Origin of the sequence: Pseudomonas helmanticensis, assembly GCF_900182985.1 — a bacterium.
GTDB lineage: Bacteria > Pseudomonadota > Gammaproteobacteria > Pseudomonadales > Pseudomonadaceae > Aquipseudomonas > Aquipseudomonas helmanticensis.
The window spans coordinates 898,404-912,297 of the sequence record NZ_FXUY01000002.1; the positions used below are offsets into that span (position 1 = coordinate 898,404).

General features: G+C 57.7%; 17 protein-coding genes and 2 pseudogenes. 13 read left to right on the forward strand and 6 right to left on the reverse strand.

Going from position 1 to position 13,894, the window contains the following annotated elements:
- Positions 1-52 precede the first annotated feature (52 nt).
- From QOL84_RS26860 to QOL84_RS26870, 3 genes are all read right to left on the reverse strand, one after another.
- Entirely contained in the window at positions 53-772 is a 720-nt protein-coding gene (locus tag QOL84_RS26860; RefSeq protein ID WP_283439180.1) for a DUF6933 domain-containing protein, read from the reverse strand.
- 32 nt (positions 773-804) lie between these two features.
- On the reverse strand, positions 805-1,167 hold the full coding sequence (locus QOL84_RS26865; protein ID WP_129395139.1) for a hypothetical protein: 363 nt from the start codon (positions 1,165-1,167) through the stop codon (positions 805-807).
- Between the two features lie 73 nt (positions 1,168-1,240).
- Positions 1,241-2,056, reverse strand: coding sequence for a sulfite exporter TauE/SafE family protein (locus tag QOL84_RS26870; RefSeq protein ID WP_283439181.1), 816 nt, complete (start codon positions 2,054-2,056; stop codon positions 1,241-1,243).
- Positions 2,057-2,168: 112 nt separating this feature from the next.
- On the opposite strand from QOL84_RS26870, the gene QOL84_RS26875 reads away from it, so the two are divergent.
- From QOL84_RS26875 to QOL84_RS26890, 4 genes are all read left to right on the forward strand, one after another.
- Positions 2,169-2,936, forward strand: coding sequence for an AraC family transcriptional regulator (locus QOL84_RS26875; RefSeq protein WP_283439182.1), 768 nt, complete (start codon positions 2,169-2,171; stop codon positions 2,934-2,936).
- A gap of 93 nt (positions 2,937-3,029) precedes the next feature.
- Positions 3,030-3,347 carry an XRE family transcriptional regulator gene (locus QOL84_RS26880; RefSeq protein ID WP_283439183.1) on the forward strand — a complete coding sequence of 106 codons (318 nt, stop codon included), beginning with the start codon at positions 3,030-3,032 and terminating at the stop codon, positions 3,345-3,347.
- Between the two features lie 42 nt (positions 3,348-3,389).
- Positions 3,390-3,758 (forward strand): type II toxin-antitoxin system RelE/ParE family toxin, encoded by a 369-nt coding sequence (locus QOL84_RS26885; RefSeq protein ID WP_283439184.1) that lies wholly within the window; start codon positions 3,390-3,392, stop codon positions 3,756-3,758.
- Positions 3,745-4,065, forward strand: a complete 321-nt coding sequence (locus QOL84_RS26890) for a helix-turn-helix domain-containing protein (RefSeq protein WP_283439185.1) — start codon at positions 3,745-3,747, stop codon at positions 4,063-4,065. Before QOL84_RS26885 ends, QOL84_RS26890 begins: the two co-directional genes overlap by 14 nt.
- A gap of 12 nt (positions 4,066-4,077) precedes the next feature.
- Here the strand turns inward: QOL84_RS26890 and QOL84_RS26895 are convergent, their stop codons facing one another.
- Complete coding sequence (locus QOL84_RS26895) at positions 4,078-5,133, reverse strand: MBL fold metallo-hydrolase (protein WP_283439186.1); 1,056 nt, start codon at positions 5,131-5,133, stop codon at positions 4,078-4,080.
- Positions 5,134-5,348: 215 nt separating this feature from the next.
- Between QOL84_RS26895 and QOL84_RS26900 the strand changes: the two genes are divergently transcribed.
- The 5 genes and pseudogenes from QOL84_RS26900 to QOL84_RS26915 all read left to right on the forward strand — a co-directional run bounded on the left by QOL84_RS26900 (position 5,349) and on the right by QOL84_RS26915 (position 9,403).
- The gene (locus QOL84_RS26900) at positions 5,349-5,957 is read left to right on the forward strand and encodes a TetR/AcrR family transcriptional regulator (RefSeq protein WP_283439187.1); all 609 of its coding nucleotides are present in this window, start codon (positions 5,349-5,351) and stop codon (positions 5,955-5,957) included.
- Between the two features lie 157 nt (positions 5,958-6,114).
- Entirely contained in the window at positions 6,115-7,182 is a 1,068-nt protein-coding gene (locus tag QOL84_RS26905; protein WP_283439484.1) for a diguanylate cyclase, read from the forward strand.
- A gap of 279 nt (positions 7,183-7,461) precedes the next feature.
- Positions 7,462-8,145 (forward strand): annotated as a pseudogene (locus QOL84_RS29600) (PAS domain-containing protein); the annotation flags it as partial.
- A 108-nt stretch (positions 8,146-8,253) separates the two neighbouring features.
- Positions 8,254-8,691, forward strand: a pseudogene (locus QOL84_RS29605) (methyl-accepting chemotaxis protein); the annotation flags it as partial.
- 178 nt (positions 8,692-8,869) lie between these two features.
- Positions 8,870-9,403 (forward strand): DUF1003 domain-containing protein, encoded by a 534-nt coding sequence (locus QOL84_RS26915; RefSeq protein ID WP_283439189.1) that lies wholly within the window; start codon positions 8,870-8,872, stop codon positions 9,401-9,403.
- On the opposite strand, the gene QOL84_RS26920 is transcribed toward QOL84_RS26915, so the two are convergent.
- A complete protein-coding gene (locus tag QOL84_RS26920) occupies positions 9,404-10,345 on the reverse strand; it encodes a LysR family transcriptional regulator (protein WP_283439190.1) in 942 nt (313 codons plus the stop codon).
- Positions 10,346-10,415: 70 nt separating this feature from the next.
- Between QOL84_RS26920 and QOL84_RS26925 the strand changes: the two genes are divergently transcribed.
- Entirely contained in the window at positions 10,416-11,114 is a 699-nt protein-coding gene (locus tag QOL84_RS26925) for a CTP synthase C-terminal region-related (seleno)protein (protein ID WP_283439191.1), read from the forward strand.
- A complete protein-coding gene (locus tag QOL84_RS26930) occupies positions 11,114-11,419 on the forward strand; it encodes an antibiotic biosynthesis monooxygenase family protein (RefSeq protein ID WP_283439192.1) in 306 nt (101 codons plus the stop codon). The genes QOL84_RS26925 and QOL84_RS26930 overlap by 1 nt, the downstream gene beginning before the upstream one ends.
- Positions 11,420-11,544: 125 nt before the next feature.
- On the opposite strand, the gene QOL84_RS26935 is transcribed toward QOL84_RS26930, so the two are convergent.
- A complete protein-coding gene (locus QOL84_RS26935; protein WP_129395151.1) occupies positions 11,545-11,871 on the reverse strand; it encodes a DUF2025 family protein in 327 nt (108 codons plus the stop codon).
- 220 nt (positions 11,872-12,091) lie between these two features.
- On the opposite strand from QOL84_RS26935, the gene QOL84_RS26940 reads away from it, so the two are divergent.
- A complete protein-coding gene (locus QOL84_RS26940; protein ID WP_283439193.1) occupies positions 12,092-13,219 on the forward strand; it encodes a glycerophosphodiester phosphodiesterase in 1,128 nt (375 codons plus the stop codon).
- A gap of 162 nt (positions 13,220-13,381) precedes the next feature.
- Positions 13,382-13,687 carry a PepSY domain-containing protein gene (locus QOL84_RS26945; RefSeq protein WP_007963131.1) on the forward strand — a complete coding sequence of 102 codons (306 nt, stop codon included), beginning with the start codon at positions 13,382-13,384 and terminating at the stop codon, positions 13,685-13,687.
- Positions 13,688-13,894: the final 207 nt, after the last annotated feature.

The window sequence follows — 13,894 nt, forward strand, 5'->3', positions numbered from 1 at the left end:
GCACACAGGCGCCGGCGCTGAAAAATACGCTGCGGATTATGGCGGGGGCGGCTTAACTATTCGAGTTTTCTTGCTCGTACTTTTCAAGCCAGGCTTCGCGCTCGAGGGCAGCAATTTCTCGAACCATTTGTTGCCGACGCTCCTTGGCAGCATGAAGCTGGACGTCATCAAGAAAGCAGTAATGACGCAGCCAGTGAAGCGCCATTTCCTCATTCGGAAAGTAGTAAGACTTGGCGCCCTTGCTGTTCCTCGGCGTGTCATTCATTTGCTCGTCAAATACCATCGCTGTGATTTCATCCGGCGGCAAAGACGCCGTATGGGCGACCTTGTCCTGGAAAATCCATGCAATCTCATCAATGTGTTTTTGCGCGCTGCGATGGCTACGTCGATAGAACCGTTGATGCTCACAAGTCTGTTTCAGCCGCGCCAACATCAACTCAGGGTTAAGGCACTGCCCGAGGTCATGATGATGTGCGTTGATCACTATCCCCTTGACCCAACGATCCACAAATCGATCAACAAAGTCTTCTGTGTCAGCCTTTTTCGCATCAGCGAAAATCAGGCAATAGCGGGTCTGGACGTGAATGACCAACAAAACATGCTTGCGTTGTACCGTTATCGCGTGCACCAGCCACTGCTCGTCAGCGCCATTCGACTCATCATCTTCAATGATGGAGGACGGCGGATTAGTGTCCACCGGCGTGATCTTTTTGCCCTTGTGGACACGACTGAAAAACTTGCTGGCGGCTTCGGTGCAATTGAAGATCAACATTCTGATTCTCTGGAAAGTGCTGGGGAGAATGGTCAGTCATCATGAGCAATTTCATCGACCCACTCAATTTCATAATGCCGACGCTCAATATCAGAAAGTAACTTGCGCGCATCATCGCTCAAGATTGATAACTCCGCGTCAGTCAAAAGGTCATGCGAGACCATCAAGGTCAACTTCCATAGTGCGGAGGATCGAGCGAGGTCATCGAACATGCGGGCCATGTCGTGGTTCCGATCATTGATCAGTCCGTAGATCATGCCGTAGCGCGCATGCGCCGAAAGGGCTCCGTGCTGAGTGATGGTTCTGGTGTCGGTGATAACGCCTTGGCAAAACCGGTCGAGTGCGATTTTGCGCAGTTCCTTGAACTTCTTCCAGTCACTTTCAATGATCGACATGGTTTCTCTCCGCGTTTTTTTCTTGAGGCGTTCGAATTTTTCGTCTGGACTTCCAAAGATACAAAGCAGCAGTTCATTTCGTCCACATACTCAGCATCACCAAGACCAGCAAACCAATATAGACCCAGGCATGCACCCGATCCGGGATCCGCCCAATCCATGGCGCGGCCAATCGAAGCCCGATGAGCGAGCCAACCGTCAGCACCGCAAACGCGAGCAGATCCACATACCCGACAAACCAGGCGCCCAACTCAGCCTGACTGAACCCGGCCAACGCCATGTACGTCAGCGTCCCAGCCACTGCCACCGGAACGCTCAGCGGATTGGCCATGGACGTCGCTTGCGACATGCTCAGGCCGCAACGGCGCAACAGCGGCACGGTCATGACGCTGCCTCCTACACCGAGAAACGTCGCGATGGCGCCGATGCCTACACCGCCTGCGGAAGTTTCCGTGCTGCCAAGTCGGCGTGGGATGACGTTTGCGTTCTGAGTGAGAAATCCGCGTCTGAGCAGGCAGTCGACAATGGTCACGCCGAGGTAGGCGATGAACGCGTAGCGAATCACCTCGCCACTGACCCACACCGCCGCTATCGCGCCGACCACTGAGCCCACGGCAACAAACCCACCCAATGGCCACAGGTAATGGCGGATGAGGTTGCCGGCGCGGCGATGTTTGTCGGTGGCGATCAGGGCGTTGACGATCATCACGCAGGTCGAGGTGGCGACGGCGATGTGCATTGCCGATTGGCCGATCGGGTCGTCGGCGCCGTGGCTGGCGGTGAGCAGGCGATACAGCAGCGGCACAACGACGAAGCCGCCGCCGAAGCCGAACAGTACGGCGGTGATGCCGGTCAGGCAGCCGAAGAGCGTGAGCAAGAGGTAGAACATTTCGCGGCGTCCTTTTAGGGAAAGCTCACGAAGATAGAGCGGGACGACTTGGCCTGCTTCAGCAACTCAGCCAATAATGTTTGCGTTTACGCCAACCCTTGAGAATCGCTCGATGCGCAATGTTTCGATCAATCTGCTGGATGACACGCCGCGCGCGGTGGTGGCAATCGGTACGGATTATTCCTACGGTCATCTGTTACCGCGTCATACGCACCGACGGGCGCAATTGCTCTACGGCGCGACCGGGGTGATGCAGGTCAGCACCCATGACGGCAACTGGGTGGTGCCGCCGCAGCGGGCGGTGTGGATTCCGCCGGGGGTGGCGCATGAGGTGTTGATGCTCGGGGTCAGCACTCGCAGTGTGTACATCGAACCGGAAGCGGTGGATCTGGGTGAGCGTTGCCAGGTAATCAGTGTGTCGCCACTGCTACGGCATTTGCTGATGGAGGCGGTGGAGTTGCCGTTGGAATACGACGAGGCGGGCCGCGATGGTGTGTTGATCGATTTGCTCCTGCATGAACTGGCGCGCAGTGCGCCGCTGCCCTTGCACATTCCGCTGCCGGCTGACGGAAAGCTGCTCGCGCTGTGTCAGAGTTTTCTGCATCAACCCAATGCGCATCAAACACCGCAACAGTGGGCGGAGCAGTTGCACGTAAGCTTGCGCACCTTCAATCGACTCTTTCGCCAACAGACCGGGCTGAGTTTCAGCCAGTGGCGTCAGCGTGCCTGCGTGGTGCTCGCGCTGGCCAGGCTGGCGGCGGGCGAAGCGGTAACGCGGATTGCATTGGACTTCGGTTATGAAAGCCCGGCGGCGTTCTCGACGATGTTCCGGCGGATCCTAGGTCAGGCACCGTCCGTCTGGTTGCAGGCGGCGAACTAGGGCAAATCAAAAAATGCGTTTGATCCCGGCCGAAAACAACTGTACAAAAACACAGTACATTTTCAATCAGCACTCTTGAGCCCGGAGCACACCATGGCCTCTCTTGCGATGAACCACATCCTCGAACGCATTGCCCTTTTCCAGTTCACCCCGACGCATTGCGTCCAGGCCCGAGCGATGCTGGGCTGGAGCGCGGAGCAACTGTCGCGCGAGGCTGAGGTTGCGGTGGAAGACATTCAACGGTTCGAGGCGCAGCAGGAGGTCGCGGATGCGGCACGGCTGGCGTTGGCTTACCGGTTTGAGGCGCAGGGGTTGGTGTTCTTTCCGGGATTTGCACCGGGGCGTAGTGCGAGTGGTCAGTGCGCTTCATCGGAATCGGTGGGGCGTGGGGATTATGCGATGGCTGATTGAGAGAACGAGTTGATCTTTATTCCGAAATAGGTATATTTCCGCATGAGTGCAAGGAAGCCGCTCTTGTGGATCTGCAGTAGCAAGAAAGATCTCAAGCAGATGCCCAAAGACGTACAGGATGTTTTTGGTTATGCACTGGATTTGGCCCAGAGTGGTTTGAAGCATCCAGATGCAAAACCCCTGAAAGGGTTTGGAGGCTCAGGTGTACTGGAGCTGATCGAAGACTTCGATACCAACACCTACCGCGCCATTTACACGGTTCGTTTCGGCAGTGCCATTTATGTGTTGCACTGTTTTCAGAAGAAGTCGAAGAGTGGGATTAAGACTGCTCAGGCTGACGTCGATCTAATCCGAAGCAGACTTAGAGCCGCTCAGGACCATGCGAAAGGATCAGAAAATGATAGAAATTGAAGAAGGTAGCGGGAACGTCTACCAGGATCTCGGCTTGCCTGATTGCAGCGAAATGCAGGTCAAAGCCCAGTTGGCGGCAAAGATCGGCGAGATCATCAAGGCACGCCATCTCACTCAAATTCAGGCCTCGGAGATTTTGGGACTTTCACAACCCAAACTATCCGAAATGCTGCGCGGGAAATTTCGCGGTATCAGCGAGGCCAAAATGATGGAGTGCCTTTCTCATCTCGGACGAGATGTGCAAATTGTCGTTAAGGCGGCTCCCCGTTCCCGAAAAGAGGGCCGAATTGAAGTGGTGTTTGCTTGACGCGAAAGGTCGTCAGGCGCTCTGTACCACCGCCTCGCTCTCCCCTTCAACCGCCAACCACCACGCCTCTCCACGTTGCGGCTGCGCCAGGTTAAACGCCTCACCCATCCGTGGTGTGGTAATGGAAACGCTACGTTCCCAGGCCAGCGCCAGAATCCGGTCGAACGGTTCATGCCAGGCGTGCATCGCCAGATCGAACGTGCCGTTGTGGATCGGAAACAGCCAGCGCCCCTTGAGGTCGATGTGCGCTTGCAAGGTTTCTTCTGGCTGCATGTGCACGTGCGGCCATTCGACGTTGTAGGCGCCGGTTTCCATCAAGGTCAGGTCGAACGGGCCGTATTGTTCGCCGATGCGTTTGAAGCCGTCGAAGTAACCGCTGTCGCCGCTGAAGAAGATTCGGGTGTCGCCGTCGATCATCACCCACGACGCCCACAACGTGCTGTTGCCGTCGAACAGACCGCGGCCGGAAAAGTGTTGTGATGGCGTGGCAACGAAGCGAATGCCGGCAATTTCGGTGCCCTGCCACCAGTCGTACTGGCGCACTTTGCTGGCGTCGATGCCCCATTTGATCAAGGTGTCGCCGACGCCCAGCGGGGTCAGGAAGTAATTGGTCTTGGCGGCAAGTTTGAGCACCGCTTCGTAGTCGAGGTGGTCGTAGTGATTGTGCGAGAGGATCACCGCTTCGATCGGCGGCAACTGGTCAATGCTGATCGGAGGTTGATGGAAACGTTTCGGTCCGGCCCACTGCACCGGCGATGCGCGCTCGGCGAAGACCGGGTCGGTGATAAAGAATTTGTCGCGCAGCTTCAGCAGCAGGGTCGAATGACCGAGGCGAAAGACGCTGTGGTTGGGCGCCGCCAGCAGCTCTTCGCGGGTCAGTGGTTGTACTGGAATCGCTGCAGCCGGGCGGGTGTTGCGTGGCTTGTGGAAAATCATCTTCCACATGATCCGCAGCATTTTGCGCAGGCCTTCACGCTGCACTGGCGCGTGGTTGCGGAACAGCCCTTGATCCTGGCGAGAGGCTTCAGGCGTGGATGTGTGATCCGGGAGAGAAACTGGATTGGCCATGACTGAATGACTCCAGAAACACCGTGTAATTCACGGTGTTTCGCGGTGGGACGATAAATGGCCAAGGCTGCACGCACAGGCCGAACTTTCTGTTTTTTAGGTTGCGGGGATTAACGCAACATTACACTGGTCGGTGTAGTTTCTAGGTTGCATCAAAGTGGATGACAAGTAAACTACCAAGTGTAATTTCAACCTTTCTCTGCCGAAGCGTACTTATGACAGCTCCACAGCGACTCACCGACCGTAAACGCGAAGCCATTATTCAGGCGGCGATTGCCGAATTCCGTGACAACGGTTTCGAGATCACCAGCATGGACAGGATCGCCGCCACCGCCGGTGTGTCGAAGCGCACGGTGTACAACCATTTTCCCAGCAAGGAAGAGCTGTTCGCCGAAATTCTCAACCAGTTATGGACGCGGATCAGCGCCGAGCAGGCGGTGACGTACAACCCTGAACAGCCACTGCGCGAGCAATTGCGGCAGATGCTCCAGGCCAAAGTGCAGATGATGGCTGACGAAAACTTCCTGACCCTGGCGCGAGTGGCGATTGCCGCGACCATTCATTCGCCGGAACGCGCGCAAAACATGGTCGAGCGCATGGGTGAGCGCGAGGAAGGCCTGACCGTGTGGATTCGTGCCGCGCAGGCCGATGGCCGCTTGAAACCGGTCGATCCGCAATTCGCTGCGCATCAGGTGCAGGGCTTGCTCAAGACCTTTGGTTTCTGGCCGCAGATGTCGATGGGCCGCGCGGCGCTTGATGTCGAGATGCAGAACACGGTGGCGGAGTCGGCGCTGGAGATGTTCCTCGCGCACTACCAACTGTAAAACCCTCCCCCCTGCACCTGCCTTCGCGTAAATGGCTCGGAAGGACACTGATTATTCCCGTTGGAATAAATGACAATGTCCGACAATCGACCGACGGACGGTCGACCTGAAAAAATATACTGCAAAGTATTTCAGGATGAATTTCGCGCAGGGCACCATGGAAAACCAACGCGGCAAAGGCTTGTCATTCGCCAGACGCATTTACCTGCCACGGGCCATTGGGCTAGGTATCGGTTTTTTCAGCGTCGGGGCCGCGTTGTATCCGCTGAACCTGCCGGGCTGGCTCTGGGCATTACTGGTGTTCAACGGCTTTTTCTGGCCGCATCTGGCCTATCAAGTGTCGACGCGCTCGGCATTCCCCTATCAGGCCGAACGCCGCAACCTGTTGTATGACTCGCTGTGCGGGGGATTCTGGGCGGCGAGTTTTCAGTTCAGCCCGCTGACTACCGTGACCATCCTGTCGATGATGACCATGAACAACGTCGCCGCCGGCGGCTATCGACTGTTCGTGTTCGGCGCCCTCGCCCAGCTCGCCGGTGTGCTACTGGGCTGGTCGATCTTCGGCGTCAAATTCAACCTGACCATGACGCAGACACAAGTCTGGGCCTGTCTGCCGATGCTCACCCTGTATCCATTGGCGTTGGGCATGGTCTGCTATCGCCTGGCGATCAAACTCTCTCAACACAAACGCGCTCTCAGTGCCCTGAGCCGAACCGACAGCCTGACCGGCCTGCTCAATCACGGCGCCTGGAAAGACCTGCTGCACCTGAAGTTTCAACAGTGTCGCCAGCACAACACTCAAGCGATGCTCGCGCTGATCGACATCGATCACTTCAAGATGATCAACGACAGCTATGGACATATCGTCGGCGATGCCGCGTTGCGGCAGATGAGCAAGGAGCTCAGAAACCTGCTCGATGAGCATGAATTGGCCGGGCGTTATGGCGGTGACGAGTTCTGCGTGATTCTGCCGAATCTGCCGCTGAACAAGGCCGAAACACTGATGGAGCAGTTGCGCAATGCCCTGCAACAGTATCGTCACCCCGACGTTCCCGAGTTGCGAGTGAGCCTGAGTATCGGTCTGGCGTGTTATCAAAACGCTTATACGGACGCACTCGAATGGCTAGACGATGCCGATAAAGCGCTCTACACCGCCAAACACACGGGCCGCAATACTGTCAGCGTCGCCTTGACGCGCACTGCGTCCAATCACGCCAGCGCCTGAAAACTTGTACAAAAACGCATAAAATGACTTTCTTGTACAAGTTTCTGAAGTTTTGTATAAGTAGCTAACTGCCAGCAAGGAACACTGGCATTGAGCAGTCACCGCCGAATGCCAGCTGTGCATTCGGTCTGCCAGCGCGGAAATAGGGACTGAATCCTCCATCTTCCCTACTTCCAGAGTACTGCACGCATGTTCTTCAATCGCCAGAAGTCCGCCCTCGACGATCTCCAACACACCGTTACCGAGCAGAACGGTCTGCTTGATGCGATCAATCGCTCGATGGCGGTGATTGAATTCGACCTCGACGGCGTGGTGCTGCGCGCCAATGACAACTTTCTCAAGACCATGGGCTACACGGCGGAACAGGCGATTGGTCAGGCGCATCGGCATTTCTGTGCGCCGGCGTTCGGGCGCAGCGCGCAATACACCGAGATGTGGTCACGCTTGAAAAACGGCCAGTTCCTGTCCGGCACGTTTGAACGGGTCAACAGCAAGGGACAACCGATTTGGCTTGAGGCCAGCTACAACCCGATCAAGGATGCGTCGGGACGTGTGGTGAAAGTGGTCAAGTACGCCATGGACGTGACCGCAAAGATGCAGCAGGAAAGCGAATCCAACGCCAAACTGCAGGCTATCGACCGGGCGATGGCGGTGATCGAATTTAACCTCGACGGCAGTATTCTCACGGCCAATCAGAATTTTCTCACACGCATGGGTTACACCCTTGCCGAGCTCAAGGGCAAACATCACCGATTGTTCTGTACCGCTGAACTGACGAACAGCAGCGCCTATGAGGATTTCTGGCGGCGCTTGAATCAGGGCGAGTTCTTCCATGGACAATTCGAACGTGTCGATAAACGTGGGCAAACGGTGTGGCTGGAGGCCAATTACAACCCGGTTTACGATGCTGCCGGGCGGTTGTGCAAAGTGGTCAAGTTTGCCTCGGACGTCACCGCGCGGGTCGAGCAACATGAACAGGACGCGCGCAGTGCCAGCGCCGCTTATCACATCTCGGTGGCGACCCGAAAAGTCGCCGAACAAGGTACGCAGGTGATTCAGCAAGCCGCCAGTGAAATGCGCGACATCGCCGAAGACATCGCGCAGTCTTCAACCTTGATTGCCCAGCTTGGCGAACGCTCCGAGCAGATCACCGCGATCGTCAACACCATCCGCGCGATTGCCGATCAGACCAATCTGCTCGCGCTCAACGCCGCCATCGAAGCCGCGCGCGCCGGTGAGCAAGGTCGCGGGTTTGCCGTGGTGGCGGATGAGGTCCGGCAATTGGCGGCGCGCACCAGCGGTTCGACGGCGGAGATTTCCAGCATGATCGGCTTGATCCAGAGCGAGACCCGCCAGGCGATCAAGAGCATGGAGGGCACTCGTGGGCGTGCTGCGCAGGGTGTTGAATTGGCGGATCAGGCAGGCACGGTGATTCTGCAGATTCGCGACGGCGCCAGTGAAGCGGTGGATGCCGTGAGCATGTTTGCCAATGAGCGGGCGCCGGGTTAAAGGCAGATAGACCGCGTCGCCGCCATCGCGGGCAAGCCCGGTTCCCACAGGAACCGGGTCAACCACACTTTTTGTGTACGACCGCTGAACCTGTGGGGGCGGGTTTGCCCGCGCAGAGGCCGGCCGCCACTACGCAGAGCTATAGTGACTACACGTCCTACGTCCTGCCGAGTGCACCATGACCACAGAAAAACCCGCCACACCTGAAACAGCCCCCGTCGATCATCTGCGCTTCCACCGCCCTCACGCCCATCTGGCCACAACCTTCGGCAACGACACCTTCGCCCTGCGCGCCGAGGCGTTTGCACGATTCTTCGGCACGCCGACTTTCCTCGGTGCGCAAACCCTGATCGTGGTGTTGTGGGTGTGTCTGAACGTGTTCGGCGTGACCACCTTCGACGTGTATCCGTTCATTCTGTTGAACCTCGCGTTCAGCCTGCAATCAGCCTACGCCGCGCCGTTGATCCTGCTGGCGCAAACCCGCCAGGCGGCGCGCGACAAGGCGCAGGCAGATGCCGATGCGCTACACCGCGAGGCCTTGGCCCAGGCCAACACCGAGCGCCAGGCTCAAGCGGCGAAGAACAGCGCGCAATTGCTCGAACTGCTGGAGCAGAACACTCGCCTGACCGAGATGACCAAAAGCCTGACCGAGCGCATCGAAAGCCTGACCAGCGAGTTGCACGATCACATGCGGCAAAACCCGCAGCGCTGATCACGGCAAGCGTAACGCCCGGCCGAGTTCATCGAACAGCGTCACCACCGAACGTAATGCCCGGCAATCCGGGCGAGTCAGTAGCCACAGCGCCGTGTCATAACCGTGCAACGGCTCGCCCAAAGCCTGTAAACCATCGCTGATCAGAAAGTCCGGCAATGCCGCCACACCCAGTCCGGCGCGTACCAGTTCGGTCACCGACAGCATGCTGTTGCAGCGATAGCCCGGAGTCACGCCGGGCAAGTGCTGGCGACGCCAGGCGATGGTCGGGTGATCGGGCAAAAAGTCGTCGGGGGCGATCCAGGTCAGCGCGGTCAGGTCGGCGGGATCAACGTTCTGCAGATAATGCGTACTGGCGCAGACCCGGTAGGAAATCTTCGCCAGTTGCCGTCCGACCAGATGTTCCGGCGGTGTGCGCGTCAGGCGCAAAGCGATGTCGGCATCGCGGCGGCTGAGGTTGGCAAAATCGTTGGAGGTGCTCAGCTCGATCGTCAGCGCCGGGTAATTGGGCATGAATTGCGCCAGCGCTGGCAGCAGCAAACCTTGCAACACCGAATCGGTGCAGGTCAGGCGCACCGTGCCGCTGACCACAGCACCGCCCTGCTCCACGCCAATCCGCGCCGCTTCCAATGCCTGTTCGGCGCGTTCGGCTTGCTCGGCCAGCGTCTGCGCGAGCGTCGTCGGCAAGTAACCGGCGCGGCTTTTTTCAAATAGTTGCTGGCCGAGGGCGGTTTCGAGCCGGCGCACGGCGCGAAATACCGTGGAGACGTCTACTTTCAAAAGCTGCGCCGCCCGTGCCAGAGAGCCGCCGCGCACGAGGGCGAGGATCAGCGCCAGATCCGCATGGTCGAGTTGATAGTGCGTCACTGCATTGATCACTTGGGGAAACGCCCATATTGAGTGCGTGAGCGCCAATCTATAGTGAGTGCCTGCAACCGACAACCTGTGACGAGGTAGCTTGCTCCCTCGCCACAGGTACGTTTCAACTCACCGATGTAGAAAAGGAAATTCCATGGACGCCATTTCCATCGCCCTGATCGGCGATTACGACCCGCAGGTCACTGCTCATCAAGCCATTCCGCTGGCTCTTGGCCTGATCGCCGAACACCTCGGCCAGACCGTGCAGTTCGAATGGCTGCCCACCGAGCAGATCCACGCCGATACGTCACTCGAGCACTTCGATGGTTTCTGGTGCGTACCGGCCAGCCCCTACAACAGTGAAGACGGTGCTCTGCGCGCGATTCGTTTTGCCCGCGAACAACAGCGCCCTTTCCTCGGCACCTGCGGCGGTTTTCAGCATGCGGTACTGGAGTATTCCCGCAACGTGCTGGGCTGGAGCGATGCCGAGCATGGCGAGACTTCGCCCGAGTCCGAGCGCGCGGTGCTGACGCCCTTGAGCTGTTCGCTGGTCGAGGCCGTAGACAGCATTCATCTGTTGCCCGGTTCGATCATCGCCAAGGCGTACGAAACTTCGCAAATCAGTGAAGGCTATCGCTGCCGCTTCGGGGTGAATCCGCTGTTCGCACAGGAACTGTTGAGGGATCGGCTACAGGCGGTGGGTCATGATTCAGCGGGGGATTTACGCGCGATCGAACTCAAGGATCATCCATTTTTTGTCGCCACGTTGTTTCAACCGGAACGTGCCGCGCTGAAGGGACAGATCCCGCCACTTGTTCGGGCGTTTGTCGAAGCTTGCGCGGTGCGAAGCTGATGACTTCTTGCTTTGCAGTGATTTTCACTTCGACCCGAACCGAAGGCGACAACGGTTACGCCGAGACGGCTGAGCGCATGGCCGCGTTGGTGAGTGAGCAACCGGGGTTCCTGGGCGTGGAGTCGGTTCGCGGGGCGGATGGCGTCGGAATTACCGTGTCGTATTGGCAAAGCGAAGCGGCGATTCTGGCGTGGCGGCAACATCCCGAGCATCGCTTGATTCAGCAGCGTGGGCGGGCGCAGTGGTATTCGGCGTTTCATACGCGGGTGTGCAAAGTCGAACGCGAGTATCGGTTCGGGCAATAAAATGGCGGCGCATTGACGGCCGCTTTCGCGAGCAGGCTCGCTCCCACAGGGGATTTGTGAACACCACTGTTCCCATGTGGGAGCGAGCCTGCTCGCGAAGAGGCCCTCACCCTCACAGCAAAACTTCAGCCGCGCACCAGACTGCGCACCGCAACAATCTCCGGCACTTCAACCTTGCTCATGTACACCCGCAACGGCTCGCTGATGTTGATCCGCTCATCGATGTGCTGATCCAGCAGCAGCTGAATCAACTCGCGTTTAAGCGTCATGGTTTGCTCGGTCGTCGGCGCCCAGACGAATTCACTGGTGGGAATAATGCCGTCATCGGCCACGTCCATACCAAACGAATCTTCACTGAATCGCACGATGTACTGACCGGTCTTGCGGTTGAGGCCGACAAAGCCTTTGAGGTCGTCGGCCGCCTGGCAGATGAGTTGGGAGGTGATGCGCATGGTAAACCTCACGAAAAATGATCGATGGTTTACACGCAGGGCAACTGTACGGCGCGCCCTCTGCCGGGACGTCTGCCGAGAGCAAGCGTACTGCAAACCGCGCCACAAAAGTGCAGGAAAAAACCCTTTTAATACGTTTATGTCGGTCCTGCGATAGCACGCAATCGATTCAGTTGTTAAAAGGTACGTCTTTGAAAAACCCTGCGAAAGGATCTCGAACATGTCCGCCACTTTCACCAAAAGCGCCCTCATGCTGAGCCTGTTGCTCGGCCTCGGTCAGGCGCACGCTGCCACTCACAGCGATCCCGACGCTGTGGCCGCAGCGCATGGCATCCCGCACCCGGCGGTGATCGCCCACCGTGGCGCTTCCTTCGATGCACCGGAATCTACCGCTGCGTCGTACAAACTGGCCCGTGATCTCGGTGCCGATTACCTGGAAATGGACTTGCAGCGCAGCAAGGACGGCGTGCTGTTCGCCCTCCACGACAACAACCTGCAACGCACCACCGACGTCGCGACCAAGTTCCCGGATCGCAAGGACAGCCCGGCCAATGCCTTCACCATGGCCGAGCTGAAAACCCTCGATGCCGGCAGTTGGTACAACACGGCTTACCCGGATCGTGCCCGCCCGACCTACGCCGGGCTGAAAATCCTCACCCTCGATGAAATCATCGACATCGCCCAGGCCAACCCGCAACACAAGCCGGGCCTGTACATCGAGACCAAAGAGCCGCAACTGTTCCCGGGGATCGAGAAAGACCTCAAGGAGAAATTGCAGGATCGCGGCTGGCTGAGCCCGGCCGGCTCGAAACTGGCGAAAAGCGCACTGGGCGTTGGCCAGGGCAAAGGCAAAGTGATCCTGCAGACGTTCGAGAAAAACAGCCTCGAACTGCTGCAAAAGGAAATGCCGCAAGTGCCGAAAATCCTCCTGCTGTGGGTCGGTGAAGGCAGCATCGAGCCGAAGTCGAAAGTGACCTTTGCCGAATCCGGCGAGAAGGACAAAAACGTTTTCTACGGTAAGCAGGAGCCGAAGTCCGAAGCTGAGTTCAAGCAATGGATCGACTACGCCAAGGCCCAGGGTGCAATCGGCACCGGCCCTTCGGCGAAGCTGACGCACGGCGGCGATCAGAGCTATTCGGATCTGGTGCAACCGTGGATGAATAAATACACCCACGATCAGGGCATGCTGGTGCACGTCTACACCGTTGACGAGCTGGTGGACTTCGAGAAAGTCATGGCCGCAGGCGTCGATGGCATCTTCACCAACCGTGCCAGCGAACTGTTGAAATTCTACAAACGCCCAGCGGCTGCCAGTGTCGATCAGGTGTTGAAGAACAACGGTTTCTGATCTGAAATCTAGGCGCCTTCATCGCGGGCAAGCCACGCTCCCACACGTTTTGTGCAGGTGCATGGCATGCCCGTTTTGTTTGAGTAAGGGGTTTTAAGGATGAGTTAAGTTGCGCCGGTTAACCTGAGGCCACTTAAACGAATCACCTAAAGGATTGAACCGATGAAAACCTTGACTGCCCTGTTTACCGCCGCTGCCCTGACCCTCACCGCTGGCCTGGCTCAAGCTGATGTCCGCGTCGACCAGATTCCGCAACTGGTCAAGGAAGGCAAGATCAAGTCGCTGGAATCGATGAACGCCGAAGCGCTGAAACTGCACCCGGGCGCGACCATCACCGACACCGACCTGGATAACCACTTCAACGGTTACGAGTATGAAGTTGAACTGAAGACCGCTGATGGCAAAGAGTTCGATGTGGACTTTGATGCGACCACCGGCAAAGTGCTGAGCAACAAGCAAGACACTTGATACAGCGAATATGGACAGCCGCACGATTGAGAAATCGTGCGGCTTTTTTGTGTTCGGCTTTTTTGATGTGTTGTCAGTGAGATTTTCTCCCCCTCACCCCAGCCCTCTCCCCCAATGGGGCGAGGGGGAAAGGGTGCAGATCGGGGCTATTCAAAACCTGAGTTCGACTCGCAATCTTGCAGCCGACAAGGAAACACCAAGGACCTG